25 protein-coding genes are annotated in these 25,136 nt (G+C 73.4%); 12 read left to right on the top strand and 13 right to left on the bottom strand.

The genetic code is table 11. The annotated features are described in order from the left end of the window. Positions 1 to 76 precede the first annotated feature (76 nt). Together ACZ6KF_RS17410 and ACZ6KF_RS17415 are read left to right on the top strand one after the other, a co-directional pair. The gene (locus ACZ6KF_RS17410) at positions 77 to 1,465 is read left to right on the top strand and encodes an aldehyde dehydrogenase family protein (RefSeq protein ID WP_469239115.1); all 1,389 of its coding nucleotides are present in this window, start codon (positions 77 to 79) and stop codon (positions 1,463 to 1,465) included. A 14-nt stretch (positions 1,466 to 1,479) separates the two neighbouring features. Then, on the top strand, positions 1,480 to 2,565 hold the full coding sequence (locus tag ACZ6KF_RS17415) for a Zn-dependent alcohol dehydrogenase (RefSeq protein ID WP_469239117.1): 1,086 nt from the start codon (positions 1,480 to 1,482) through the stop codon (positions 2,563 to 2,565). A gap of 24 nt (positions 2,566 to 2,589) precedes the next feature. Here the strand turns inward: ACZ6KF_RS17415 and ACZ6KF_RS17420 are convergent, their stop codons facing one another. Beyond that, positions 2,590 to 3,237 carry a TetR/AcrR family transcriptional regulator gene (locus tag ACZ6KF_RS17420; RefSeq protein ID WP_356626927.1) on the bottom strand — a complete coding sequence of 216 codons (648 nt, stop codon included), beginning with the start codon at positions 3,235 to 3,237 and terminating at the stop codon, positions 2,590 to 2,592. An 81-nt stretch (positions 3,238 to 3,318) separates the two neighbouring features. On the opposite strand from ACZ6KF_RS17420, the gene ACZ6KF_RS17425 reads away from it, so the two are divergent. The 3 genes from ACZ6KF_RS17425 (at position 3,319) to ACZ6KF_RS17435 (ending at position 5,532) form a co-directional block, all read left to right on the top strand. Further along, entirely contained in the window at positions 3,319 to 4,470 is a 1,152-nt protein-coding gene (locus tag ACZ6KF_RS17425) for an acyl-CoA dehydrogenase family protein (protein WP_469159094.1), read from the top strand. A gap of 86 nt (positions 4,471 to 4,556) precedes the next feature. Further along, positions 4,557 to 4,784, top strand: coding sequence for a YiaA/YiaB family inner membrane protein (locus tag ACZ6KF_RS17430; protein WP_356626929.1), 228 nt, complete (start codon positions 4,557 to 4,559; stop codon positions 4,782 to 4,784). A 97-nt stretch (positions 4,785 to 4,881) separates the two neighbouring features. Continuing rightward, positions 4,882 to 5,532, top strand: coding sequence for a TetR/AcrR family transcriptional regulator (locus ACZ6KF_RS17435; protein WP_356626930.1), 651 nt, complete (start codon positions 4,882 to 4,884; stop codon positions 5,530 to 5,532). 60 nt (positions 5,533 to 5,592) lie between these two features. Here ACZ6KF_RS17435 and ACZ6KF_RS17440 read toward each other — a convergent pair whose 3' ends face one another. Further along, positions 5,593 to 6,054, bottom strand: a complete 462-nt coding sequence (locus ACZ6KF_RS17440) for a MaoC family dehydratase (RefSeq protein WP_469159095.1) — start codon at positions 6,052 to 6,054, stop codon at positions 5,593 to 5,595. 112 nt (positions 6,055 to 6,166) lie between these two features. Here ACZ6KF_RS17440 and soxR point away from each other — a divergent pair, with 112 nt between their 5' ends. After that, positions 6,167 to 6,658 carry a redox-sensitive transcriptional activator SoxR gene (gene soxR, locus ACZ6KF_RS17445; RefSeq protein WP_356626932.1) on the top strand — a complete coding sequence of 164 codons (492 nt, stop codon included), beginning with the start codon at positions 6,167 to 6,169 and terminating at the stop codon, positions 6,656 to 6,658. Position 6,659: 1 nt separating this feature from the next. Here the strand turns inward: soxR and ACZ6KF_RS17450 are convergent, their stop codons facing one another. Together ACZ6KF_RS17450 and ACZ6KF_RS17455 are read right to left on the bottom strand one after the other, a co-directional pair. Then, complete coding sequence (locus ACZ6KF_RS17450) at positions 6,660 to 7,727, bottom strand: RNA ligase (ATP) (RefSeq protein ID WP_356626933.1); 1,068 nt, start codon at positions 7,725 to 7,727, stop codon at positions 6,660 to 6,662. A gap of 196 nt (positions 7,728 to 7,923) precedes the next feature. Next, positions 7,924 to 8,532, bottom strand: coding sequence for a hypothetical protein (locus ACZ6KF_RS17455; protein WP_356626934.1), 609 nt, complete (start codon positions 8,530 to 8,532; stop codon positions 7,924 to 7,926). A 218-nt stretch (positions 8,533 to 8,750) separates the two neighbouring features. On the opposite strand from ACZ6KF_RS17455, the gene ACZ6KF_RS17460 reads away from it, so the two are divergent. After that, complete coding sequence (locus ACZ6KF_RS17460) at positions 8,751 to 11,549, top strand: penicillin acylase family protein (protein ID WP_469239123.1); 2,799 nt, start codon at positions 8,751 to 8,753, stop codon at positions 11,547 to 11,549. A gap of 47 nt (positions 11,550 to 11,596) precedes the next feature. On the opposite strand, the gene ACZ6KF_RS17465 is transcribed toward ACZ6KF_RS17460, so the two are convergent. Further along, complete coding sequence (locus tag ACZ6KF_RS17465; RefSeq protein WP_469239131.1) at positions 11,597 to 12,844, bottom strand: exo-beta-N-acetylmuramidase NamZ family protein; 1,248 nt, start codon at positions 12,842 to 12,844, stop codon at positions 11,597 to 11,599. A gap of 278 nt (positions 12,845 to 13,122) precedes the next feature. Between ACZ6KF_RS17465 and ACZ6KF_RS17470 the strand changes: the two genes are divergently transcribed. Genes ACZ6KF_RS17470 through ACZ6KF_RS17480 form a run of 3 tightly spaced genes read left to right on the top strand, consistent with a single transcriptional unit; the run spans position 13,123 to position 16,177 of the window. Next, the gene (locus ACZ6KF_RS17470) at positions 13,123 to 13,887 is read left to right on the top strand and encodes an SDR family oxidoreductase (protein WP_469159179.1); all 765 of its coding nucleotides are present in this window, start codon (positions 13,123 to 13,125) and stop codon (positions 13,885 to 13,887) included. Continuing rightward, positions 13,884 to 15,557, top strand: a complete 1,674-nt coding sequence (locus tag ACZ6KF_RS17475) for a class I adenylate-forming enzyme family protein (protein WP_469159098.1) — start codon at positions 13,884 to 13,886, stop codon at positions 15,555 to 15,557. The genes ACZ6KF_RS17470 and ACZ6KF_RS17475 overlap by 4 nt, the downstream gene beginning before the upstream one ends. A 26-nt stretch (positions 15,558 to 15,583) precedes the next feature. Beyond that, positions 15,584 to 16,177 (top strand): TetR/AcrR family transcriptional regulator, encoded by a 594-nt coding sequence (locus tag ACZ6KF_RS17480; RefSeq protein ID WP_356626938.1) that lies wholly within the window; start codon positions 15,584 to 15,586, stop codon positions 16,175 to 16,177. A 122-nt stretch (positions 16,178 to 16,299) separates the two neighbouring features. Here ACZ6KF_RS17480 and ACZ6KF_RS17485 read toward each other — a convergent pair whose 3' ends face one another. From ACZ6KF_RS17485 to ACZ6KF_RS17510, 6 genes are all read right to left on the bottom strand, one after another. Next, complete coding sequence (locus tag ACZ6KF_RS17485) at positions 16,300 to 17,514, bottom strand: acyl-CoA dehydrogenase family protein (RefSeq protein ID WP_356626939.1); 1,215 nt, start codon at positions 17,512 to 17,514, stop codon at positions 16,300 to 16,302. 4 nt (positions 17,515 to 17,518) lie between these two features. Beyond that, entirely contained in the window at positions 17,519 to 18,541 is a 1,023-nt protein-coding gene (locus tag ACZ6KF_RS17490) for a phosphotransferase family protein (protein WP_469239133.1), read from the bottom strand. A 169-nt stretch (positions 18,542 to 18,710) separates the two neighbouring features. After that, complete coding sequence (locus tag ACZ6KF_RS17495) at positions 18,711 to 19,085, bottom strand: DUF202 domain-containing protein (protein ID WP_469239135.1); 375 nt, start codon at positions 19,083 to 19,085, stop codon at positions 18,711 to 18,713. Further along, a complete protein-coding gene (locus ACZ6KF_RS17500; RefSeq protein ID WP_469159100.1) occupies positions 19,082 to 19,474 on the bottom strand; it encodes a YidH family protein in 393 nt (130 codons plus the stop codon). Before ACZ6KF_RS17500 ends, ACZ6KF_RS17495 begins: the two co-directional genes overlap by 4 nt. A 10-nt stretch (positions 19,475 to 19,484) precedes the next feature. Continuing rightward, complete coding sequence (locus ACZ6KF_RS17505; RefSeq protein ID WP_356626943.1) at positions 19,485 to 20,000, bottom strand: NUDIX hydrolase; 516 nt, start codon at positions 19,998 to 20,000, stop codon at positions 19,485 to 19,487. Continuing rightward, positions 19,997 to 20,917, bottom strand: coding sequence for a DMT family transporter (locus ACZ6KF_RS17510; protein ID WP_356626944.1), 921 nt, complete (start codon positions 20,915 to 20,917; stop codon positions 19,997 to 19,999). Before ACZ6KF_RS17510 ends, ACZ6KF_RS17505 begins: the two co-directional genes overlap by 4 nt. 350 nt (positions 20,918 to 21,267) lie before the next feature. On the opposite strand from ACZ6KF_RS17510, the gene ACZ6KF_RS17515 reads away from it, so the two are divergent. Then, a complete protein-coding gene (locus ACZ6KF_RS17515; protein WP_469176500.1) occupies positions 21,268 to 22,218 on the top strand; it encodes a hypothetical protein in 951 nt (316 codons plus the stop codon). 53 nt (positions 22,219 to 22,271) lie between these two features. On the opposite strand, the gene ACZ6KF_RS17520 is transcribed toward ACZ6KF_RS17515, so the two are convergent. Continuing rightward, complete coding sequence (locus ACZ6KF_RS17520) at positions 22,272 to 23,669, bottom strand: GntP family permease (RefSeq protein WP_469159180.1); 1,398 nt, start codon at positions 23,667 to 23,669, stop codon at positions 22,272 to 22,274. An 83-nt stretch (positions 23,670 to 23,752) separates the two neighbouring features. Next, positions 23,753 to 24,265, bottom strand: a complete 513-nt coding sequence (locus ACZ6KF_RS17525; protein ID WP_356626946.1) for a gluconokinase — start codon at positions 24,263 to 24,265, stop codon at positions 23,753 to 23,755. A gap of 149 nt (positions 24,266 to 24,414) precedes the next feature. Between ACZ6KF_RS17525 and ACZ6KF_RS17530 the strand changes: the two genes are divergently transcribed. Further along, entirely contained in the window at positions 24,415 to 25,116 is a 702-nt protein-coding gene (locus tag ACZ6KF_RS17530; protein WP_356626947.1) for a FadR/GntR family transcriptional regulator, read from the top strand. The last annotated feature ends 20 nt before the right edge of the window (positions 25,117 to 25,136 follow it).

A 25,136-nucleotide genomic window follows, 5' to 3' on the forward strand; every position in this document is an offset into this window, starting at 1 on the left:
GAGGCGGCCCCTGGTGCCGAAAAACTAACGGCGCTAGTTTGGGGTCGGACGACGAGGCCCGCCCGGAGGGAACGCGATGAAGGCACATGACGGCATGTACATCGACGGCGCCTGGCGCCCGGCCGCCGGCCGGGACGTGATCGAGGTGGTGAACCCGGCCGACGAGCGGATCGTCGGGCGGGTCCCGGCCGGCGCCGCCGAGGACGTCGACGCCGCCGTACGGGCCGCCCGCGCGGCCCTGCCCGCCTGGTCCGCCACGCCGCCCGCCGAGCGGGCCGCCCGGATCGCCGCCCTGCGGGACGTCATGGTGGCCCGCGCGGACGAGATCGCCGAGACGGTGACGGCGGAACTGGGCTCGCCGCCGAAGTTCTCCCGGGCCGTGCACGTCGGCACCCCGATCGCGGTGGCCGGGTCCTACGCCGAGCTGGCGGCCGCGTACCCGTTCGAGGAGAAGGCCGGCAACTCCACCGTCTACCAGGAGCCGGTCGGTGTGGTCGCCGCGATCACCCCGTGGAACTACCCCCTGCACCAGATCGTCGCCAAGGTCGCCCCGGCGCTGGCCGCGGGCTGCACGATCGTCGTGAAGCCCGCCGAGGACACCCCGCTCACCGCCCAGCTCTTCGCGGAGGCGATGCACGAGGCGGGGGTGCCGGCGGGCGTGTTCAACCTGGTGACCGGGCGGGGCTCGGTGGCCGGCCAGGCGCTCGCCGAGCACGCGGACGTCGACATGGTCTCCTTCACCGGCTCCACGGCCGTCGGCCGCCGCATCGGCGCGCTCGCCGGAGCCGCCGTGAAGAAGGTCGCCCTCGAACTGGGCGGCAAGTCCGCCAACGTCATCCTGCCCGGCGCCGACCTCGCGCGCGCGGTCAACGTCGGCGTCGCCAACGTGATGTCCAATTCCGGGCAGTCGTGCAACGCCTGGACGCGGATGCTGGTCCACCGCGACCAGTACGACGAGGCCGTGGAGCTGGCCGCGACGGCTGCCGCCAAGTACGGCGAGCGCATCGGCCCCCTGGTCAACGCCAAGCAGCAGGAGACGGTGCGCGGTTACATCGACAAGGGCGTCGAGGAGGGCGCCCGGCTGGTCGCGGGCGGCCCCGAAGCGCCCCGCGAGAAGGGCTACTACGTCAGCCCGACCGTCTTCGCGGACGTCACCCCCGAGATGACGATCGCCCAGGAGGAGATCTTCGGCCCGGTCCTCGCGATGCTGAGGTACGAGGACGAGGAGGACGCCCTGCGGATCGCCAACGGCACGGTCTACGGGCTCGCGGGCGCCGTCTGGGCCGGGGACGAGGCACAGGCGGTGGCCTTCGCCCGCCGTATGGACGCCGGCCAGGTCGACATCAACGGCGGGCGCTTCAACCCGCTCGCCCCGTTCGGCGGCTACAAGCAGTCCGGCGTCGGCCGTGAGTTCGGCGTCCACGGACTGACCGAGTACCTCCAGACCAAGTCCCTCCAGTTCTAAGGGAGTCACCCGACATGGCCGTCCGTGCCGCCGTACTGCCCGCCATCGGCGCGCCGTTGGAGATCACCGACATCGACCTGCCGGAGCCGGGGCCCGGCAAGCTGCGCGTCCGGCTCGCCGCCGCCGGCGTGTGCCACTCCGACCTGTCGCTGACCAACGGCACCCTCCGACTCCCGGTCCCCGCCGTCCTCGGCCACGAGGGCGCCGGCACCGTCGTCTCCGTCGGCGAGGGCGTCACCGGCTTCGCCCCCGGCGACGGCGTCGTCCTCAACTGGGCGCCCTCCTGCGGCGACTGCCCGGCCTGCGCGCTCGGCGAGGTGTGGCTGTGCGCCAACGCCCTGAACGGGGCCGCCGAGGTGCACGCCCGCCGCAGCTTTGACGGCGCCGAACTGCACCCCGGGCTGAACGTGGCCGCGTTCGCCGAGGAGACCGTCGTCCCCGTCTCCTGCGCCCTGCCCGCCCCGGCCGGCGTCCCGCTCACCGACGCCGCGCTCCTCGGCTGCGCGGTGCTCACCGGCTACGGCGCCGTCCACCACTCGGCCAAGGTGCGCCCCGGCGAGACCGTCGCCGTCTTCGGGGTGGGCGGCGTGGGCCTGGCCGCCCTCCAGTCGGCCCGCATCGCCGGCGCGTCGCGGATCGTCGCGGTGGACGTCTCCCCCGCGAAGGAGGAGCTGGCCCGCGCCGCCGGCGCCACCGACTACGTCGTCGCCTCCGACACCACCGCCCGCGAGATCCGCGCCCTCACCGGCAAGCAGGGGGTTGACGTCGCCGTGGAGTGCGTGGGCCGCGCGGTGACCATCCGCACGGCCTGGGAGTCCACGCGGCGCGGCGGCCGGACCACGGTCGTCGGCATCGGCGGCAAGGACCAGCAGGTCACCTTCAACGCCCTGGAGATCTTCCACTGGGGCCGCACCCTCTCCGGCTGCGTGTACGGCAACTGCGACCCGGCCGAGGACCTCCCGGTGATCGCCGGGCACGTCCGCTCCGGCCGCCTCGACCTCACGGCCCTGGTGACGGAGCGGATCGCCCTGGAGGGCGTCCCGGCGGCCTTCGAGAACATGCTCGCGGGCAAGGGGGGCCGGGCGCTGGTGGTGTTCTGACCGGCCGGCGGGGCGAGCGGACCGTCAGTCCTCCTCGCCCCGCCCCGCCCGCTCGTACTGCTGGGCCAACCCGTCCAGCAGCGCCCGCAGACCCGTCTCGAAGGCGCGCTCGTCGATCTTCTCCTGGTGACCGGCGAGCAGATGGGCCTGCCCGAGGTGGGGGTAGTCGGCCGGATCGTAGGCGCTCTCGTCGTTCACGAAGCCGCCGGCGAACGAGCCCAGGGCCGAGCCCATGATGAAGTACCGCATCAGCGCGCCGATGGACGTGGCCTGCGCCGGCGGCCAGCCCGCGTCGACCATCGCGCCGTAGACGGCGTCGGCCAGGCGCAGCGCGGCCGGGCGGCGGCCGGGGCCGCGGGCCAGGACCGGGACGATGTTGGGATGGTCGCGCAGGGCCGCCCGGTAGGAGACCGCCCAGTCGTGCAGCGCGGTCCGCCAGTCCCGGCCGTCGTCGAACATCGACAGGTCGACCTGCGCGCTCACCGAGTCCGCGACCGCCTCCAGGATCTCGTCCTTGGTGCGGAAGTGGTTGTACAGCGACGGCCCGCTCACGCCCAGCTCGGCGGCCAGCCGTCGGGTGGAGACGGCGGCCAGGCCCTCCGCGTCCACCAGCGCCCGCGCCGTCTCGACGATCCGGTCGGTGCTCAGCAGGGGCTTGCGCGGTCGGGCCATGGCGCACATAGTAGGGACCACCTTGAAACTAGCAGTGCTAATTTAAGTCGGTATGAAGGTCGGCAGTAGGGGTGACGCGTCATGAACCTGGAGCTCAGCGAGGAACAGAGCGCCGTACGGCAGCTCGCCCGGGACTTCGTGCAGCGTGAGATCGCCCCGCACGTCGTCGCCTGGGACCGCGCCGAGGAGGTCGACCGGGGCATCGTCGAGAAGCTCGGCGAGGTCGGCTTCCTGGGCCTGACGGTCGACGAGGAGTACGGCGGCTCGGGCGGCGACCACCTCGCCTACTGCCTGGTCACCGAGGAACTGGGGCGCGGCGACTCCTCGGTGCGCGGCATCGTCTCCGTCTCCCTCGGGCTGGTCGCCAAGACCGTCGCCGCCTGGGGCGACGAGGAGCAGAAGCGGCGCTGGCTGCCAGGGCTGACCTCCGGCGCCTACGTCGGCTGCTTCGGTCTGACCGAGCCGGGCACCGGCTCCGACGCCGGGAACCTCACCACCCGCGCGGTGCGCGACGGCGGCGACTACGTGATCAACGGCAGCAAGATGTTCATCACCAACGGCACCTGGGCCGACGTCGTCCTGCTCTTCGCCCGCTCCACGGACGCTCCCGGCCACAAGGGCGTCTCCGCCTTCCTGGTCCCGGCCGACACCCCGGGCCTGACCCGCCGCACGGTCCACGGCAAGCTGGGCCTGCGCGGCCAGGCCACCGCCGAGCTGGTGCTGGAGGACGTCCGCGTCCCCGCCTCCGCGCTGCTCGGCCCCGAGGGCAAGGGCTTCTCGGTCGCCATGTCCGCCCTCGCCAAGGGCCGGATGTCGGTCGCGGCGGGCTGCGTCGGCATCGCCCAGGCCGCCCTCGACGCCGCGGTGCGGTACGCGGGGGAGCGCGAGCAGTTCGGCCGGACCATCGCCCACCACCAGCTCGTCCAGGAGCTGATCAGCGACATCGCCGTGGACGTCGACGCGGCGCGGCTGCTGACCTGGCGGGTCGCCGACCTGATCGACCGCGGGCAGCCGTTCGCCACCGAGGCGTCCAAGGCCAAGCTGTTCGCCTCCGAGGCCGCCGTCCGCGCCGCCAACAACGCCGTCCAGGTCTTCGGCGGCTACGGCTACATCGACGAGTACCCGGCGGGCAAGCTGCTGCGCGACGCCCGCGTGATGACCCTCTACGAGGGCACCAGCCAGATCCAGAAGCTGCTCATCGGGCGGGCCCTGACCGGGGTGTCGGCGTTCTGAGCGGCGCCTGCGGGGCCTGTCATCTGAGTAGCGGCTGAGTATGCGGGCGGATGTGGCGCGGGCCATGTCCGCCGATCCTGGTCGGCATGAGTGACTCATCGGTCAAACAGCAGAACACGGCCGCCTTCTACGGCCAGGCCGTCGCCTCGTTCGCCGTCGCCATGGCGGCCACCGCGATCGGCGTCTACCGCCTGGACGCCAACGCCTGGGTCCGCGGCTTCCTCGCCATCGCCGTCCTCTACCTGGTCACCTCGTCCTTCACCCTCGCCAAGGTCATCCGGGACCGGCAGGAGGGTCCGCGCCGCTCCCTCTAGATCCGCCGGGGCCGTCCCTAAGCGCCCGCTCACCCGTGGCGGTATGGTGGTGCCCTGGTCGGCAGAGGTGTGGCAGAGGATCGGGGCGAGGGCAGCGATGAGTACGGCGCAGGAGACGGCGGGCGGCGAGGCGCAGCCCTGGGCCGAGGTCACGCCCGACGCGGCCCGGCGGCTGCTGATCGCCGCCGTGGAGGCCTTCGCCGAGCGCGGCTACCACGCCACCACCACCCGGGACATCGCGGGCCGGGCCGGGATGAGCCCCGCCGCGCTCTACATCCACTACAAGACCAAGGAAGAGCTGCTCCACCGGATCAGCCGGATCGGCCACGAGAAGGCCCTGGACATCCTGCGCACCGCCGCGCGCGGCGAGGGCGGGGCCACCGAGCGGCTCGCCGACGCCGTCGGCTCCTTCGTGCGCTGGCACGCGGGAGGCCGTACCACCGCGCGCGTGGTCCAGTACGAACTGGACTCGCTCAGCCCCGAGGCCCGCGCGGAGATCGTCGCGCTGCGCAGGCAGTGCGACGCCGAGGTGCGCGGGATCATCGAGGACGGCGCGGCGACGGGCGAGTTCGACGTGCTGGACGTACGGGGCACCACCCTCGCCGTGCTGTCGCTCTGCATCGACGTGGCCCGCTGGTTCAGCGTGGACGGCCCATGGACGCCGGAGGAGGTCGGCGCGATGTACGCCGACCTCGTCCTGCGGATGGTGGGGGCCAAGCGGAGCCCCGAGGGCCCGGCGCGGCCGTAGCCGTACGGCGCCCAGGGCCGACGGCGCCACAGGCGTACGGCGCTCGGAGCCGTACGGCGCTCAGAGGTAGTACCGCGACACCGACTCCGCCACGCACACCGGCTTGTCCCCGCCCTCGCGCTCCACGGTGAACGCGACGCTCAGCTGGACGCCGCCGGGCACGTCCTCGACGCCGGTGATCGCCGCGGTGGCGCGCAGCCGGGAGCCGACCGGGACCGGGGCGGGGAAACGGACCTTGTTGGTGCCGTAGTTGACGCCCATCCGCACGCCCTCGACCGCGATCAGCTGCGGCCCGAACAGCGGCAGCAGCGACAGCGTCAGATAGCCGTGCGCGATGGTCGTGCCGAAGGGGCCGGCGGCGGCCTTCTCCGGGTCGACGTGGATCCACTGGTGGTCCCCGGTGGCCTCGGCGAACAGGTCGATCCGCTTCTGGTCGACCTCCACCCAGTCCGTGTGCCCCAGCGGCTCGCCCACCGCCGCCTTCAGCTCGTCGACGGACGTGAAGATCCTCGGCTCTGCCATGTCCCGGCCTCTCGCGTAGCAAGTCGCAGTGTCTAAGCAACTGCTTAGCATGGTGGGGCGAGGGGCCCCTGTCAACGGACCGGCGCCGCGCGGGGGTGGGTAGTGTTCGGGGGTGCCCCAGATTCGCGAGACGATCCACGAACTCACGGTCGGCCAGCTCTCCGCGCGCAGCGGCGCCGCCGTCTCCGCCCTGCACTTCTACGAGTCCAAGGGACTGATCAGCAGCCGCCGGACCGCGGGCAACCAGCGCCGCTACAGCCGCGACACCCTGCGCCGCGTCGCCTTCATCCGCGCCGCCCAGCGGGTCGGGATCCCGCTGGCGACGATCCGGGAGGCGCTCGCCGAGCTGCCCGAGGAGCGCACGCCCACCCGCGAGGACTGGGCGCGGCTCTCCGAGAACTGGCGCTCCGTGCTCGACGAGCGCATCCGGCAGCTCAACCGGCTCCGCGACCACCTCACCGACTGCATCGGCTGCGGCTGCCTGTCGCTGGACGCCTGTGTGCTGTCCAACCCCAACGACGTCGTCGGCGAACGCCTCGCCGGCTCCCGCCTGCTGGCCGAACCCCGCGGAGGGGCGCCGGCGAAGGAGCGCCGGACGTGCTGACTCACTCGAACTCGGTGCCGCCCTTGCGGGTCAGGTACGCCGGGCTGACCGCCTTGGCGATCGCCCTGCCCCCGGTCACCGGGCTGTACCGCTCGACGGCCGGGCGGATCACCACGCCCTCCCGCAGGTGCAGCGCGCGCCCCGACACCGTCTCGCGGCCACTGGCGACCTCCAGCACCCGTCCGACGTCGTACGGCCCCTCGTACAGCCGCGGCGTCAACGGCAGCTCGCCGTCGAGCAGTTCGGCGGCGTCCAGCCAGCGGACCCGGCCGTCGATCTCCGCCGCGACGTCGAACACGGCGTACCCGAGGGTGGCGTCCCGCCCGTCCGCGCCGTACGTCAGGTCCTGCACGCCCGCCCCGTAGACCTCCGCGAAGACGCCGACCCGGCGCGCCCCGAGCTTCGCGGCGAGGCGCGCCGCGACCTCCGGGACGCCGTGGCCGCGCACCGCGCGCCAGTAGAGGTTGCGCGGATCCTCCTTCAGGGCCAGGGACTTGGCGCCGAAGCCCTTGGAGGAGACCAGCACCCGGTCCTCGTCCGCGAGATACGTCACCAGGCAGGCCGTGCCGTGCAGCTTCTCGGTCAGCACCACGGGCTCGCCGGGCGTGAAGACGTCCGGGTAGCGCTGGATGTTCTCGACGTCCACCCAGGGCAGCAGTTCGGGCGCGGACTCCACGTCGCCGTTCATCGTCGGCGGGACCGGCGGCACCCACTTGGTGATGCCGAGCCGCTCGGCGAAGTCCGTGCCGTCGGCCGCCGCCCGGGCCAGGTCCACGTCCGCCAGCGCCTTCGGCCGGCACACGATGCCCTGCGACAGCTCGCCGCGCAGCCGTACCGCCTTGACCCGGTCCGCCCCGCTCCCGGCCAGCCGCCCGGTCAGCCCCAGCTCCTCGATCAGCGCCGCCGGGAGCACCGACTGCTCGGGGATGTAGAGGGCGACGTCGCCGGTGCGGTAGGCGCCCTTGGCGACGACGGCCCGGTACAGGCCCACCTGGGCCAGTTCGAGGGCGTCGGCATGGGGGTGTTCGTGGACGGTCAGCACCTCGGCGGTGACGCGCAGCGTCGACATCGGGGATCTCTCCTGCTTCTCGGAGCGGTTCGGTCGGTGGTGAACACCGCCAACTGTCCGGACAGGAAAGGGGTGGAGCGAGCGGATTCCCGGCTGGTACGGTCCCGTGCCGTGCGGGGCAGGGCGTGCCGTGTCCGCCGCGCGGCAGCAGTGGGGGTGCGGCATCCCCTGCGCACCCCCGTGGGACGCCCCTCGGTCAGGCCGACGCCGACACCAGCAGGCGTTCGCGCCGGGACCAGGCGAGGGCCTCCGGTGTGAGCACGGGACGCGGGACGAGGATTCCGCAGTCCGCGCAGACCGGACCGGACGAGGGCTCGTGGTCCAGGCCGTACTTCCACACCAGGTGCTCCCCGTCGCACACCGGGCAACGGGAACCGGGCTCGCGCTCCAGGGCGGCGATCAGCCGGCGCAGCACCTCCGCCAGCGGTTCGCGCGGATGCAGCCGGGGGTCGTCGCACCAGGCGACCCCGAAACCGCCCCAGGTCAGCCGGTGCCAGTCGTCCACACTGCCCGGCCTGCGCAGCCCGTCGTGCTTCTCCTTCTTGCGGCGCTCGGCGAAGTCGACCTCATACGCCAGCCACACCGCCCGCGCCTCCTCCAGCTCGTCCAGCGCGGCCACGAGCCGCGCCGGGTCGGGAGAGCGGTCCTCCGGGCCGAAGCCGGCCCGGGAGCACAGATGGTCCCAGGTCGCTCTGTGCCCGTAGGGGGCGAACCGCTCAAGGCACTTGCGCAGCGAATAGCGCCGCAGTGCCAGATCGCACCGCGGGTCTCGTACTTGTCTCGCCAGACTCCGGAAACCGGCCATCGCCCTGCACCTCCGTCACACTGCCTGTACTTCGGTCACCTCGGCGTCGTCGCACGGACGTCGTCGAATGGACGTATCGACATCCGATTCGGCTCCCTCCGTCTTCCTGCCGACATCCGCCCGTTCCTCCAAGTCCCCCGAAACTGACGCATGTTCATCTTCGAACTCGGGGATAACCGCCGGTAACGTCCGGCCGTCCCCCGTAGGGAGGAGCTGCCATGCCATGGCGCGCCCCACGTAATGCGCTCGACAGACTGAGAACTCCCCACACGGCTTTCGGGTTCCTGAAGACCGCTTCCGTATGCGTCCTCATTGCCGGCCTTTTGTCCCCGCTGTCCCCCGCGCTCGCGGCCCCGGCCCCGGCCGCGTCCGCGGCGGCGGCCGTCGCGGACCACTGCGGCAACCGGTGCTCCGACATCCTGCCGCCCGGCCAGAACGGCAACGCCACGCTCGCGCAGATCCTGCTCCACCAGGCCTTCGGCAGCCGCCCCGCGCACTCCGCCGACCAGCTCGGGCCCTACGCCAACCTGGCCACCGGCTACCCCTCGCTCACCGACGCCACGCTCGGCAGCTTCTTCAACGACGCCTCCTTCGGCGTCCCCGCCGACCAGGTCGCCTCCACCCTGCGCCCGGCCGGCCGCACAGACGTCACCATCGTCCGGGACAAGAAGACCGGCGTGCCGCACATCACCGGCACCACCCGCTACGGCACGGAGTTCGGCGCCGGCTACGCGGCGGCCCAGGACCGGCTCTGGCTGATGGACGTCTTCCGGCACGTCGGACGCGGCCGGCTCACCCCCTTCGCCGGCGGCGCGCCCTCCAACCAGGGCCTTGAACAGGAGTTCTGGCGCAACGCCCCCTACACCGAGGCCGACCTGCAGGCGCAGATCGACAGCGCCGTCGCCAGGGGCGGCGAGCGCGGCCGACAGGCCCTCGCCGACGTCAACGCCTACGTCGACGGCATCAACGCCTACATCGCCGCCTCCGACAGCGGCCGTTACTTCCCCGGCGAGTACGTGCTGACCGGCCACAAGGACTCGATCACCAACGCCGGCGCCATCGAGCGCTTCAAGCCCACCGACCTGATCGCCCTGGCCTCCGTGGTCGGCTCGCTGTTCGGCGCGGGCGGCGGCGGAGAGGTGAACAACGCGCTGTCGCTGCTGGCCGCCCAGCAGAAGTACGGCGTCGTGGAGGGCACCAGGGTCTGGGAGTCGTTCCGGATGCGCAACGACCCGGAGGCCGTCCTCACCGTCCACGACGGCAGCTTCCCGTACGGCGGCAGGCCCGCGGACCCGCAGGGCGGCGCGCTGCCCGACGCGGGTTCGGTGACCCGCGAACCGCTGGTGCACGACCGCACCGGCAGCGCGGCCTCGGCATCGGCCGCCCGCGCCTCGGCCTCCGCCGCCGCGGGCGCCGTCGCCTCGGCGCGGCGGGGCATGTCCAACGCCCTGGTGGTCAGCGGCGAGCACACCGCGAGCGGGCACCCGATCGCCGTGTTCGGGCCGCAGACCGGCTACTTCGCGCCGCAGCTGCTGATGCTCCAGGAGATCCAGGGCCCCGGCATCAGCGCCCGCGGCGCCTCCTTCGCGGGCCTGAGCTTCTACGTCCAGCTCGGCCGCGGCCAGGACTACGCCTGGAGCGCGACCACCTCCGGCCAGGACATCATCGACGCCTACGCCGTCGAACTGTGCCAGGACGACCACCACTACCTCTTCCGCGGGACGTGCACGCCCATGGAGAAGGTGGAGCAGAGGAACGCCTGGAAGCCGACCGTCGCCGACGGCACCGCCGCCGGTTCCTACACCATGCGGGTCTGGCGCACCGCGTACGGCCCCGTCACCCACCGCGCCACCGTCGGCGGCAAGAAGGTCGCCCACACCACCCTGCGCTCGTCGTACCTGCACGAGGCCGACTCGATCATCGGCTTCCAGATGCTGAACGACCCCGGCCACGTCACGGGACCGGAGAGCTTCCAAACGGCCGTGCAGCACATCAACTTCACCTTCAACTGGTTCTACGCCGACTCCGAGGAGACCGCCTACTACAACAGCGGCGACAACCCGGTGCGGGCGAGCGGCGTCGACGCCGAGTTCCCGGTGTGGGCGCGCCCGGCGTACGAGTGGCGGAACTGGGACCCGGACGCCAACACCGCCGCCTACACGCCGCCCGCGCAGCATCCGCAGTCCGTCGGCCAGGACTACTACGTCTCCTGGAACAACAAGCTCGCCCGCGACTACACCGCCGCGTCCTGGGGCAACGGCTCGGTGCACCGGGGCGACCTGCTGGACGACCGGGTGCGCGCCCTGGTGCGGGCCGGCGGGGTGACGCGGGCCGGGCTGGTCCGGGCGATGGCCGAGGCCGGGCTCACCGACCTGCGCGCCGAACAGGTGCTGCCGGGCCTGCTGAAGGTCGTGAACAGCGCGCCGGCGACCGACCCGGCGGTGGCCGACGCGGCCGGCGAACTCGCCGCCTGGGTGTCGGCGGGGGCACGGCGCCAGGAGACCTCGCCGGGGTCGAGGACGTACGCCCACGCGGACGCGATCCGCATCCTGGACGCCTGGTGGCCGCTGCTGGGGAGAGCCGCGTTCGAACCGGGGCTCGGCAGCGGGCTGTACGGCGCCTTCACCGCCAACCTGCCCGTGGACGAGTCCCCGTCCGCCGCGCACGGGCCGACCGGCTCCCACGCCGGAAGCGCCTACCAGTACGGCTGGTGGAGCTACGTCGACAAGGACATCCGCAGGGTGCTCGGCGAACGGGTCGAGGGACCGCTCGCCCGCGCGTACTGCGGCGGCGGTGACCTCGCCGGCTGCCGGGACGTCCTGACCGCCACGCTGAAGGAGGCGGCGGCGAGGACGCCGGCCCAGGTGTATCCCGGCGACGAGCACTGCGCGGCGGGCGACGAGTGGTGCGCCGACGCGATCGTGCACCGGGCCCTCGGCGGCATCACCCACGGCCCCGTCAGCTGGCAGAACCGGCCGACGTACCAGCAGGTCGTGGAGTTCGCCTCGCACCGCTGACGGCGGCCGACGGCCGGTGGGGGCGGCGGACCGCCGCCCCCACCGGCTCACCGGTAGAGCAGGTACTGCGCCCGCGTGCGCCGGAACGCGGCCAGCTCCTCCCGCCAGCCGGCCACCACCTCGTCCGGCTCCGCGCCCGCGTCGATCATCGTGCGGACCAGCGTGGAGCCGGTGAGCTTGTCGATCCAGTGGTCGGAGCGCCAGGCGAACCCGCTCCACGCCCGCTTCGCCGTCACCAGCAGCGCGACCCCCGTGCGCACCGGGTCGAACGCGGCCCGGTCGTGCACATGGAGCTGCACCCCGCCGACCGTCTTCCCCTGGAACTTCGAGAACGTGGGTGCGAAGTACGCCTCCCGGAACCGCACCCCGGGCAGTTCGAGGGCGTTCGCGGCGGCGGCCCACCGCCCGTCCACGCCCTCCGCGCCCAGCAGTTCGAACGGCCGGGTGGTGCCCCGCCCCTCGGAGAGGTTGGTCCCCTCGAACAGACAGGTCCCCGAGTACACCAGCGCGGTCTCCGGTGTGGGCATGTTGGGGCTCGGCGGCACCCACGGCAGCCCGGAGGCGTCGTGGAAGTCGGAGCGCCGCCAGCCGGTCATCGCCACCGTCTCCAGCTCCACCGGCGCGCTCAGGAACTCCCCGTTGAACAGCCGCGCCAGCTCCGCGACCGTCATGCCGTGCGCCTGCGCGATCGGCTGCCGCCCGACGAACGTGGCGAACTGCGGGTGCAGCACCGGCCCTTCGGCCGACCGCCCGGACACCGGGTTCGGCCGGTCCAGCACCACGAACCGCTTGCCCGCGAGCCGCGCCGCCTCCATGCAGTCGTACAGCGTCCAGATGTACGTGTAGAAGCGCGCGCCGACGTCCTGGATGTCGAAGACGACGGTGTCCACGCCGGACGCGGTGAAGACGTCGGCGAGGGGCCGGCCGCTCTTGAGGTACGTGTCGTAGACCGGCAGGCCGGTGGCGGGGTCGTCGTAGCGGCCCTCGGAGCCGCCCGCCTGCGCGGTGCCGCGGAAGCCGTGCTCGGGGCCGAAGACGGCGGTCAGGTTCACCCGGTCGTCGGCGTGCATCACGTCCACGATGTGGCGGACGTCGCGGGTGACGCCGGTGGGGTTGGTGACGACGCCGACCCGTTCGCCGTCGAGCGGGGCGTACCCGGCGGCGGCGAGGCGCTCGAAGCCCGTGCGCAGGGGCCGGCGGCCCGCGGCGGGGGAAGGGGGTGCGGCGGCGGTTGCCGCCGGGAGGGACACGGCGGCTGTGGCCGTGGCGAGCAGACCGCGTCGGGACAGGTGCATGGGTGACCTCCGTGACCGTGGGGCGGCTGGCATGGGCACGCTAGGCGCAGCGGAGGGGGAGGGGAAGACGCCGTCCGGGCGAGGCTTCTTCTGCCTGGCCGCGACCCTTCCCTCCGCACATACCGACTGGTTAGTCTGTCGCCGTCCGGCCGCATGCCCGGTCGCATGCCCGGCCGCACGTCCCGCCGTATGCCGGGACGGACGGCGGTCGTGGTCGGGTGGTGGTCCCGTGGCAGTCCAGTCGTAGTCGTGTGGTGTCGTCGCGTCGAAGGAGACCGATCGTGGAAGCCGTGCAGGATGCGGGAGTGGTCGTCACCGGTGCGGGAGGCGGCATCGGCGCCGCCCTGGCCCGCCGCTTCGCCGCCGAGGGGGCCAGGGTCGTCGTCAACGACCTCGACGCCGGCCGGGCGAAGGCGGTCGCCGAGGAGATCGGAGGCATCGCCGTGCCCGGCGACGCCTCCGCGATCGTCGCCGACGCCCGCGACGCCCTCGGCGGAACGGTCGACGTGTACTGCGCCAACGCCGGGGTCGCCTCGGGCGGCACGGAGGCGGCCGGCGAGGACGTCTGGGCGCGCGCCTGGGACGTCAACGTCATGGCCCACGTCCGCGCGGCCCACGCGCTGCTGCCCCAGTGGCTGGAGCGCGGCGGCGGCCGGTTCGTGTCGACGGTCTCGGCGGCCGGGCTGCTCACCATGATCGGCGCGGCCCCCTACAGCGTCACCAAGCACGGAGCCTACGCCTTCGCCGAGTGGCTCTCCCTGACCTACCGTCACCGCGGTCTGAAGGTGCACGCCATCTGCCCGCAGGGCGTGCGCACCGACATGCTGACCGACGCGGGCAGCGCCGGCGAGCTGGTGCTCGTGCCGACCGCGATCGAGCCGGAGGACGTGGCCGAGGCGCTGTTCCGGGGCATGGCGGAGGACCGCTTCCTGATCCTGCCGCACCCCGAGGTCGCCGAGTACTACCAGGCCCGGGCCGCCGTCCCCGAGCGCTGGCTGGCGGGCATGAACAAGGTCCAGCAGAAGTGGGAGGCGTCCCGGTGACCGCGGCGGGCTCCCGCTACGCGGCCAAGCCCTGGCTGGACCTGCTCAACGACGTCCAGCGCGCCCCGGTCGACCCCGCCGACTCCCTGGTCCACGCCCTGCGCCGGGCCGCCGCCACGACGCCGGAGCGGGTCTTCCTCGCCTACTTCGACGGACGCCTCACCTACCGCGAGGCGGACGAGCTGAGCGACTCCGTCGCCGGGCACCTCGCCGCCCGCGGGCTGGAGCGCGGTGACCGGGTCGCCGTGCTGCTGCAGAACTCGCCGCACTTCGTGCTCGCCGTGCTGGGCGCGTGGAAGGCCGGCGCGGTCGTCGTCCCGGTGAACCCCATGTACAAGTCGGGCGAGGTCGGGCACGTCCTCGCCGACGGCGACGTGGCCGCGCTGATCTGCTCGGACCGGGCCTGGGAGTCGTATCTGCGCGGCACGGCGGCCGGCTCACCGGTGCGCATCGTGCTCACCGCCTGCGAACTGGACTTCCAGGAGCGCGGCGACACGCGCGTGCTGACCTTCGAGCGGCTGCCGCAGGCACCCGACGCCGACGACCTCACCGCGGTCGCCCGGCACGGCCACCCGGCCCCGGCCGGACGCGAGCCGGGCCCCGGCGACACCGCCCTGATCAGCTACACCTCCGGCACCAGCGGCGCCCCCAAGGGCGCCACTAACACGCACGGCAACATCATGTACAACGCCGAGCGGCAGCGCACCGGCCTCGGTCTGCCCGAGGCGCCGGTCTACTACGCGCTGGCGCCGCTGTTCCACATCACCGGCATGGTCTGCCAGTTCGGCGCCTGCCTGAACAGTTCGGGCACCCTTGTGCTCGGTTACCGGTTCGAGCCGGGGGCCGTGCTGGAGGCGTTCGCCGAGCACCGCCCGCACTACACGGTCGGCCCGGCCACCGCCTTCATGGCGCTGGCCGCCCACCCCGCCGCCACCCGCGACCACTTCTCCTCCTTCCGGATCATCTCCTCCGGCGGCGCCCCGCTGCCGCCCGCCCTGGTGGAGAAGTTCCGGGCCGGATTCGGCCCCTACCTGCGCAACGGCTACGGGCTGACCGAGTGCACCGCGCCCTGCGCCGCCGTCCCGCCGCACCGCGAGGCGCCCGTCGACCCCGGGTCCGGGACGCTCGCCGTCGGCGTGCCCGGACCCGACACGGTCGTCCGGATCGTCGACGAGAACGGCGACGAGGTCCCGTTCGGCGAACAGGGCGAGATCGTCGTCGGCGGACCCCAGGTCGTGCCCGGCTACTGGCGGCGACCCGACGCCACCGCCGAGACCTTCCCCGGCGGCGAGCTGCGCACCGGGGACATCGGGTTCATGGACGCCGAGGGCTGGCTGTACGTGGTGGACCGCAAGAAGGACATGATCAACGCGTCCGGCTTCAAGGTGTGGCCGCGCGAGGTCGAGGACGTGCTGTACACCCACCCGGCGGTGCGCGAGGCGGCCGTCGTCGGCGTACCGGACGGGTACCGCGGCGAGACCGTCAAGGCCTACATCAGCCTGCGGCCGGGGGCGGATGCGGACCCGGATGCGCTCGCCGCGTACTGCAGGGAGAGACTGGCCGCCTACAAGTACCCGCGGCAGGTGGAGATCCTGCCCGACTTGCCGAAGACGGCGAGTGGGAAGATCCTCCGTCGGGAGTTGCGTTCCCGTTCCCGCGCAAGTCGCTAGGACATCACGAAAGGCAGGTGGCGGCAGTGCCCAGGACGACGGACGGAGACGGCACTCCGGTGCCGCAGCGGCTCCTGGCCGCCGCCACCCGGCTCTTCGCCGAGCAGGGATACGACCGCACCTCGGTGCAGGAGATCGTCGAGGCGGCCGGCGTCACCAAGGGGGCGCTGTACCACTACTTCGGCTCCAAGGACGACCTGCTGCACGAGGTGTACGCGCGCGTGCTGCGCGTCCAGCAGGAGCGGCTCGACGCGTTGGCGGACGCCGACGAGCCGATCGAGAAGCGGGTGCGGGCGGCGGCGGCCGACGTCGTCGTCACCACGATCGAGAACCTCGACGACGCGTCCATCTTCTTCCGCTCCATGCACCAGCTGAGCCCGGAGAAGAACAAGCAGGTGCGTGCCGAGCGGCGGCGCTACCACGAGCGCTTCCGGGCCCTCATCGAGGAGGGCCAGCAGGCGGGCGTCTTCTCCCGGGCGACGCCGGCCGACCTGGTGGTGGACTACCACTTCGGCTCCGTGCACCACCTGTCCACCTGGTACCGGCCCGACGGCCCGCTCAGCCCCCAGGAGGTCGCCGACCACCTGGCCGACCTGCTGCTGCGGGCGCTGCGGCCGTAGGGGCCTGCTCGCGCGGCATGAGCAAGGGGCCAGCACGCGGCGCGAGCACGCGGCCCGAGCACGCGGCCCGAGTAAGGGGCGTCGGCCACGGCCGGCGCCCCTTACCGCTGCTCACCGCCGGGTCACACGTACTTCTTGAGCTCCCGCCGCGCCAGCGACCGCTGGTGCACCTCGTCCGGGCCGTCGGCGATCATCAGCGTGCGCGCCCCCGCGTACAGCTCGGCCAGCGGGAAGTCCTGGCTCACCCCGCCCGCGCCGTGCAGCTGGATCGCCCGGTCGATGATGTCGACCACCGCGCGCGGCGTGGCGATCTTGATGGCCTGGATCTCCGTGTGGGCGCCCCGGTTGCCGACCGTGTCCATCAGCCACGCCGTCTTCAGCACCAGCAGCCTCAGCTGCTCGACCGTCACGCGCGCGTCCGCGATCCAGTTGTGCACCACGCCCTGCTGCGCCAGCGCCTTGCCGAAGGCCTCGCGGGACACCGCCCGCCGGCACATCAGCTCGATCGCCCGCTCGGCCATGCCGATCAGCCGCATGCAGTGGTGGATGCGGCCCGGACCGAGCCGCGCCTGGGCGATGGCGAAGCCGCCGCCCTCCTCGCCGATCAGGTGGGACACGGGCACGCGCGCGTGGTCGAAGATCACCTCGGCGTGGCCGCCGTGCCAGTGGTCCTCGTACCCGAACACCTGCATCGCCCGCTTCACGGTGACGCCCGGCGTGTCGCGCGGGACCAGCACCATGGACTGCTGGCGGCGGATGTCCGGCCCGTCCGGGTCGGTCTTGCCCATGACGATGAAGATCCTGCAGTCCGGGTTCATCGCCCCGGAGATGTACCACTTGCGGCCCGTGATGACGTACTCGTCGCCGTCCCGCTCGATGAGCGTGGTGATGTTCGTGGCGTCCGAGGAGGCCACCTCCGGCTCGGTCATCGCGAACGCGGAGCGGATCTCGCCGGCCAGCAGCGGCTCCAGCCACTGCTTCTTCTGCGCCTCGTCGCCGAACTGGGCCAGCACCTCCATGTTCCCGGTGTCCGGGGCGGCGCAGTTGGTCGCGGTGGGCGCGAGCTGGGGGCTGCGGCCGGTGATCTCGGCGAGCGGCGCGTACTGGAGGTTGGTCAGGCCCGCGCCGTGCTCCGCGTCGGGCAGGAAGAGGTTCCACAGGCCCCGGCGGCGCGCCTCGGCCTTCAGCTCGTCGACGACCGGCGGGGTGTCCCAGGGTGAGGCCAGCGCGGACCGCTGCTCCTCCATGACGGCCTCGGCCGGGTACACGTACTCGTCCATGAAGGCGAGCAGCTTGGCACGCAGCTCCTCGGTGCGTGCGTCGAACGCGAAGTCCATGGCGTCAGCCTTCCTGGAGAGTGTGCAGTCCGTGCTCGATGAAGACGGGCACCAGCTCGCCGATGCGGTCGAAGCCGCGGCCGACGGTCTGGCCCAGCGTGTAGCGGTAGTGGATGCCCTCCAGGATCACGGCGAGCTTGAACCAGGCGAACGCCGTGTACCAGGAGACGGCGGACACGTCGCGCCCCGAGCGCTCGGCGTACCGCTCGATCAGCTCGGCCGGGGCGGGGTGGCCGGGGGCCTCGGCGGTGGTGGAGACGGGCGACTTCGGCATGCCGAGCGGCCTGCTGTACATCACCAGCAGACCGAGGTCGGTCAGCGGGTCGCCGAGGGTGGACATCTCCCAGTCGAGGACGGCCCTGATCGTGTCGTCCTCGCCGATCAGCACGTTGTCGAGCCGGTAGTCGCCGTGCACCACCGCGGGGGCGGGGGAGACGGGCAGCTCCCGGCCGAGCGCGGCGTGCAGCTCGTCGATGCCGGGCAGGTCGCGGTTGCGGGAGGCGTCCAGCTGCTTGCCCCAGCGGCGCAGCTGGCGGTCCAGGAATCCCTCGGGCCGGCCGAAGTCCGCCAGGCCCACCTCGGCGGGGTCGACGGCGTGCAGCTCGACGAGCGTGTCGACCAGGTTCAGCACGGCGTCCCGGGTGCGCTCGGGGCCGAGCGGGGCGAGCTGACCGGCGGTGCGGTACGGCGTGCCCGCCACGAACTCCATGACGTAGAACGGCGCCCCGAGCACGTCCTCGTCCTCGCACAGCAGCACCGGCCGCGGCACCGGCACGCGCGTGGGGTGCAGGGCGCTGATCACCCGGTGCTCGCGCTTCATGTCGTGCGCGGTGGCCAGGACGTGGCCGAGCGGCGGGCGGCGTACGACCCACCGCGAGACGCCGTCGGTGACCGCGTAGGTGAGGTTCGACCGTCCGCCCTCGATCAGCCGGCCGGTCAGCGGGCCGCACACCAGCCCCGGCAGCTCACGGTCGAGCAGACCGCGCAGCCGGTCGGGGTCGAGGCCTGGCGGGTGGTCGGAAGCCATCGTCGCTCCTACGGACGCGTGAACGGGACGCCTTCATGATGCCGACCGGTCGGTATGCCGTCCAGAGTGTCGCGCGAACGTGATCGGAGCCACGATAGGCCGAAAGTCGTGCGGCCGGTCGCCGACGGGCGTGCCGGCGGGCGCGGGACCCGGACGCCCCCGTGTCCGGTCAGAGGACCAGGGCCGCCGCGCACACCGCCAGGGCCGCCGTGCACAGGGTGGCCGCCGTGGCGTGGCGGGGCGCCATGGCCGCGGGGCGGCCGGTCGCCGCCAGGGTGCGGATGCGGGCGTGGGCCAGGAGCAGGAAGCCCAGCCACAGGGCGCAGCACAGGGCCGCGGCGACGACGCGGGCGGGCGACGGGCCGGCGTGCAGGGCGCTGCGGACGGCCAGTACGGCGGCGACCGTGCCGGACAGCGTGGTGCGCCGCCAGGCGAGCCGGGTCCGCTCCGGCTGCAGCCCCGGGTCCCTGTCCCCCTCCGTCGTCCGGGACCGGGCCCCGGCTTCCGTCGCCGCCGGTCCCGGGTCCCTGTCCCCGCCCGTCATCCCTCGCCGCCCGCGAGCACCACGACGACCATCGCGACCGCCACCACGGCCACCACCAGGCTCAGCAGCGCCGGGAACCGCGACACCGGCAGGTCCTCGCCCCGCCGCATGGCCCGCTCGCACCGCACCCAGTGGTTGACCGCGCGCAGCGCGCACAGCACGCCGGACGCCAGCAGCGCCAGCGCCAGCCCGATCCGCCAGCCCCGGCCCAGGTCGGGCAGGAACTGGTCCACCGCGAAGCCGCCGCCGATCAGCGCGAGCGCGGTGCGCAGCCAGGCCAGGAAGGTGCGCTCGTTCGCCAGCGAGAACCGGTAGTCGGGCGTCTCGCCCTCCTCGCCGACCTGTCCGGGCGCGAACCAGAGCCGGACGTTCCGCACGAGTTCGATCACGCGTCCGACCCTATCCGGCCGTTTCCCGCCGGGCCCGGAGACGTTCGTAGGCCGCCAGTCCGTCCGGGACCCACTCCCACTCGGGGAGCCGGCGCTCGACCTCCTCCTCGGGAAGGAAGGCGTGCCAGGCCACCTCCTCCGCCTGGGGGCGCACCGGCAGGTCGCAGCGGACCCGGTAGACGGCCGACCACCAGCTGCCGCCGGCTCCGTCGTAGCGGAACTTGAACAGGAACTCGGGCCGGGGCAGTCCGTCGACGCCCAGTTCCTCCTCGGCCTCGCGCAGCGCCGCGTCGTCGTAGGACTCGCCGGCGCCGACCACTCCGCCGACGAACATGTCGTACAGCGAGGGGAAGACCAGCTTCGTCGGCGTGCGGCGGTGCACGAAGACCCGGCCGGCCGCGTCGCGGGCCAGGACGAAGACGCAGCGGTGGGTGAGGCCCCGCGCGTAGACCTGCCCGCGCGGCAGCCGGCCGACGACGTGGTCGTGCTCGTCGACGACGTCGAGGATCTCGTCAGCGGCGCTCATGGACCCATCCAAGCAGGCCGCCGGTTTCGGCCGGGCGCAGGGCGGGGGTCCGGGCCGGCGCCGGGCAGCCCCTGCGGCATCGCGGGGTGCAGGCCGAGCAGGACGATGCCGGTGACGACCGCCGCGAGCCCGCCCGCCTCCCAGGCCAGGGCCCCCGCGTCGGTGCGCAGCCGGTCGCCGAGGAAAGCGACGCCGCAGACGATGCCCGCCAGCGGCTGGGCGGCGGTCAGGGCGGGCAGCGAGGCGCGCAGCGGGCCCGCCTCGAACGCGCTCTGCACCAGGATCAGCCCGGTCACGCCGAGCAGGACGACGCCGTACGGCTGCCAGCCGGTCAGCAGCGCCGGGAGGCCGCCCGCATCGAAGCGCTGCCCGCTCAGGCGCGTCAGGGCGTCCTGCACGCCGTACAGCAGGCCCGCCGCCAGGCCCAGCAGCACCGGGGCCGATCCGGGGCAGCGCCGCGCGCGGGCCGTCAGCAGGAGGGCCAGGGCCGTCATCGCGCCCACGACGGGCCAGGGGCGGACCGCGTCGTCGGCCGGGGTGCCGCCGTGGGGCTGCCCGGCCACCAGGAACGCCGCCACCCCGCCCGCGAGCAGGACCAGCCCCGACCAGCCCTGCCGGCCCAGCGGCTGCCGGGTCCGGCGGCGGGACAGGGCGAGCGCGAACAGCAGGTTCGTCGCGAGGAGCGGCTCCACCACGGAGAGCCGGCCCGCGCCGAGGGCGGCGGCGCCCAGCGCCGTCCCGGCGATCATCAGCGCGATGCCGCCGAGCCAGTGCGGCACGCGGGCCAGGTCGAGCAGCAGCCGCGGCGAGAGGAAGTCGCCGCGCGGGGCGTGCCGGGCCGCCTCCTGCTGGAGGACGAAACCGCATCCGAGGCAGCAGGCGGCGCCGAGCGAGAGAGCGAGTACCAGGAACGACAAACCGCTTACCTCGATGGTCACCCGGCCGCGCCGATGCGCGCCGGTCGGCGGGCTCGGCCGCGGCGCCCGGCATGGCCGGAGGGCGGCGCGCGACCGCCCGGCCATCGTGGGCGCCGGCCGGTGAGGACGCCATGACCTGGGTCACGCCGGGGTCCCGCGGAGCCCTGGCGACTGCAAAGATCCCCTCGGCCCGGCGCATCGGCGGGTCGATCAATTCCCGCCATTCATCCGGTGGTTGAAGCCTGTCATATTCCGTTCGAGCTTGACGGAAAGCGTTGGCTATGGATTTGCTGTGCGGGATCGGCGCAGGCGGCCGATGACCGCGATCGTCACCTCGAGGAAAGTCCGGCGTGTCCCCACCCCCACCACTTCCGGGCCGCGGGCGCAAAAGCCCCGAGCGGGCGTTCGACGCGGCGCTCGACGACGGTGAGCTGGGCGCCGCCCGCGCCGCCCTGGCGCAGGGGCGCTGGCAGGTCGCCCGCTCCCTGCTGGCCCGCACCGGCGACGACTGGGACCGCCGGGGCCACCGCGTCGCCGTCCTCGCGTCGGAACCGTACTGCGCCGCCTGGACCCGCGCGTGGCTGCTCGCCGAACCCGACTCCGCCGACGCCCCCGTGCTGCTCGCCCTGGCACAGGTGCGCCGGGCCCTGCTCGGCAAGGAGGAGCCGGTGCGCGCCCGCGAGTCCTGCCGCGCCGCCGCCGAACGCCTCCCGGCCGACCCGACCCCCTGGCTCGGCCTGCTCATGCTGGAGCGCGAGCTGGGCCCCGAGGAAGCGGTGGTCCGCGGCTTCGAGGAGGTGCGGGCCCGCCACCGCGAGCACCATCACGCCCACCACCTGATGGTCGCGCGCCTCGCCGAGCGCCGGGCCGGGGCCGGGTCCGACCCGCTCCACGAGGTCTACGACTTCGCCGACTGGGCCGCCGAGCAGGCCCCCGCCGACTCCCCGCTCGCCGTCCTGCCGGTCGTCGCGCACGCGGAGCGCTACCGGGCCCTCGCCGCCGCCGGCCTGGAGCCCGCCGACCCGGCCGCCTCCGAGCACTGGGCCGGCCGCCGCGCGCGGCAGGCGATGAAGGCCGCCTTCGACTGGTGGCTGGAGTGGGAGCACGACGGCCACCCGCGCCGCCTCGTCGACCTCAACTACCTCGCCCACGCCAAGTGCTGCGAGGGCCGCGACGCCGAGGCCGCCGCCCTGTTCCAGCGCATCGGGGGCCGAGCCACCCCCCAGCCGTGGTCCTACCCGGACCGCGACCCCTGCACCGCCTTCCGCGCCGCGCGCGACCGGGCGCTCGGCGCGGCATGACCGCGTACGCGGCGGGCGGCGCGACCGCTGAACGCCGCCGCCGTTCCCGCCCGCTATATGACCAGCGACAACAGCAGCACCACGGCGCCCGCGACCACGGAGATGATCGTCTCCATCAGCGACCAGGTCTTGATGGTCTGCCCGACGTCGAGGCCGAAGTACTCCTTCACCAGCCAGAAACCGGCGTCGTTGACATGGCTGAAGAAGAGCGAGCCGGCGCCGATGGCCAGGACCAGCAGGGCGGCGTGGGTGGTCGACATGTCGGCCGCGAGCGGCGCCACCAGTCCGGCCGCCGAGACGGTCGCCACCGTCGCCGAACCGGTCGCCAGCCGGATCGCCACCGCGATCAGCCAGGCCAGCAGCAGCGCCGGGATGGACCAGTCCTCGGAGATGTCCAGCACCATCCGCCCCACACCGGAGTCGATCAGCGTCTGCTTGAAGCCGCCGCCCGCGCCGACGATCAGCAGGATGCCCGCGATGGGCGCGAGCCCCTTCTCGACCATCCCGGAGACCCGTTCCTTGGAGAACCCGGCGGGACGGGCCAGCGTGAAGATGCCGACGAGCACGGCGGCCAGCAGCGCGATCAGCGGCGAGCCGATCACGTCGAACACGCGCTGCACGGTGTTCTCGGGGTCGTCGATCACGATGTCGACCAGCGCCTTGGCGAGCATCAGCACCACCGGCAGCAGGATCGTCGCCAGCGTCGCGCCGAAGCCCGGCCGCTTCTCCAGGTCCTCCGAGGCGCGCTGGGGGATCATCCGCTCCGGCGCCGGGACGTCCACCCAGCGGGCCGCGAACCGCGCGAACAGCGGGCCTGCGACGATCACCGTCGGGATCGCGACCAGGACGCCGAGGGCCAGGGTGACGCCGAGGTTGGCGCCGACCGCGTCGATCGCGACCAGCGGGCCGGGGTGGGGCGGCACCAGCCCGTGCATCACGGACAGGCCCGCGAGCGCCGGGATGCCGATGCGCATCAGGGAGTAGTTGCCGCGCTTGGCGACCATCAGCACCACCGGGATCAGCAGCACCACGCCGACCTCGAAGAACAGCGGAAGGCCGATCACGGAGGCGATCAGCACCATCACCCACGGCATCGACCGGCCGCCCGCCCGGGCGAGGACGGTGTCCACCACCTGGTCGGCGCCGCCGGAGTCGGCGAGCATCTTGCCGAGGATCGCGCCGAGGGCGATCAGTACGCCGACGCCCGCGACGGTGGAGCCCAGTCCGGCGGTGAAACTGGCGATGGCCTTGTCGAGCGGCGCCCCGGCGAAGGCTCCGAGAGCCAGCGAGCCGATGGTCAGCGCCAGGAAGGCGTGCAGCTTGAACCGGGTGATGAGCAGGACGATGACGGCGATGCCCGCCAGCACGGCGATGCCCAGCTGGGCGTGGCCGGCCGAGGTGATCGGCTCGACGGGGTCCGCTGCCAGCATCTCGGCGCTGAGCCTGGTCACGGGAGTCACGGGGGTTCCTTGCGGTGAGGGGGGAGGCGGGGGAGAAGGGGGTGCGGTGGGGGAGAAGCGGGTGGGGGGTGGGCTCAGTCCGTGCCGAGGGTTCCCAGCGCGGCCGTGGCGCGCGCCGTGATCTCCTCCGGCGTCACCGAGACGTCGACCGCGACGCCGGCCTCGTCCGGCTGCAGCGGCTGCAGCGCGGCGAACTGCGAGTCCAGCAGCGCCGTCGGCATGAAGTGGCCCTGCCGCTGCGCCATCCGCCGCTCGATCAGGGCGCGGTCGCCCGCGAGGTGCAGGAACACGACGCCGGGAGCGGCGGCCCGCAGCCGGTCGCGGTAGGCGCGCTTGAGCGCCGAGCAGCTGACCACGCCGCCCAGCCCGGTCCGCTCGTGCGCCCAGGCGCCGATCGCGTCCAGCCACGGCAGGCGGTCCGCGTCGTCCAGGGGGACGCCGGCCGACATCTTCGCGATGTTCGCCTGCGGGTGGAAGTCGTCGCCCTCGGCGTACGGGACTCCGAGCCGGGCCGCGAGCAGCCGACCGATGGTCGTCTTGCCCGTGCCGGCGACACCCATGACCACGACCACGTGGGGGCTGCGCATGACTGCCTCGCTGTCTTCCTCGACATGGGACACCGGCTTCGTCATCCGGCGTCGACGTCACTGAAACCGATTAGGTACGACGAATTCAAGAGCCTGTGACAAATAAGTCTGACTTTTTGATCGCGTGATCCGCCCCGTACGCTGAGTGCATGAGCACACCGGACCGGGGGCTGCACGGCCGCGTTCTGGACACCCTCGGCCCCGAGATCACCGCGGGGGAGTACCCTCCGGGCAGCGTTCTGCGCACCGACGAACTGGCCCAGCGCTTCGACGTCTCGCGCTCCGTGATGCGCGAGGCGGTGCGGGTGCTGGAGTCCATGCACCTGGTCGAGTCCCGTCGCCGGGTGGGCGTCACCGTGCGGCCGGCGGCCGAGTGGAACGTCTACGACCCCCAGGTCATCCGCTGGCGGCTGGCCGGCGCCGACCGCGCGCGGCAGCTGCGCTCACTCACCGTGCTGCGCTCCGCCGTCGAACCGGTCGCGGCGGGGCTCGCCGCGACGAACGCCACCGCCGAGCAGTGCGCCGAGCTGACCGAGTGCGCCCTCGGCATGGTCGCCCACTCGCGCGGCCACCAGCTCGAGGGCTACCTCCTGCACGACATCGCCTTCCACCGGGTGATCCTCAACGCCTCCGGCAACGAGATGTTCGCCCGCCTGGGCGACGTCGTCGCCGAGGTGCTCGCCGGGCGCACCCGGCACGACGTCATGTTCGACGACCCCGACCCGGCCGCCGTCAGCCTGCACGTGCGGGTCGCGGAAGCGGTGCGGGAGGGCGACGCGGACCGTGCCGAGCGGCTGACGCGTCAGATCACGGTGGGGGCCCTCCAGGAACTCGACGTCCTCGCGCCGTAGGCCCTTCGCGACGGGCCCGG

It is taken from the genome of Streptomyces sp. NPDC046379 (genome assembly GCF_055587785.1).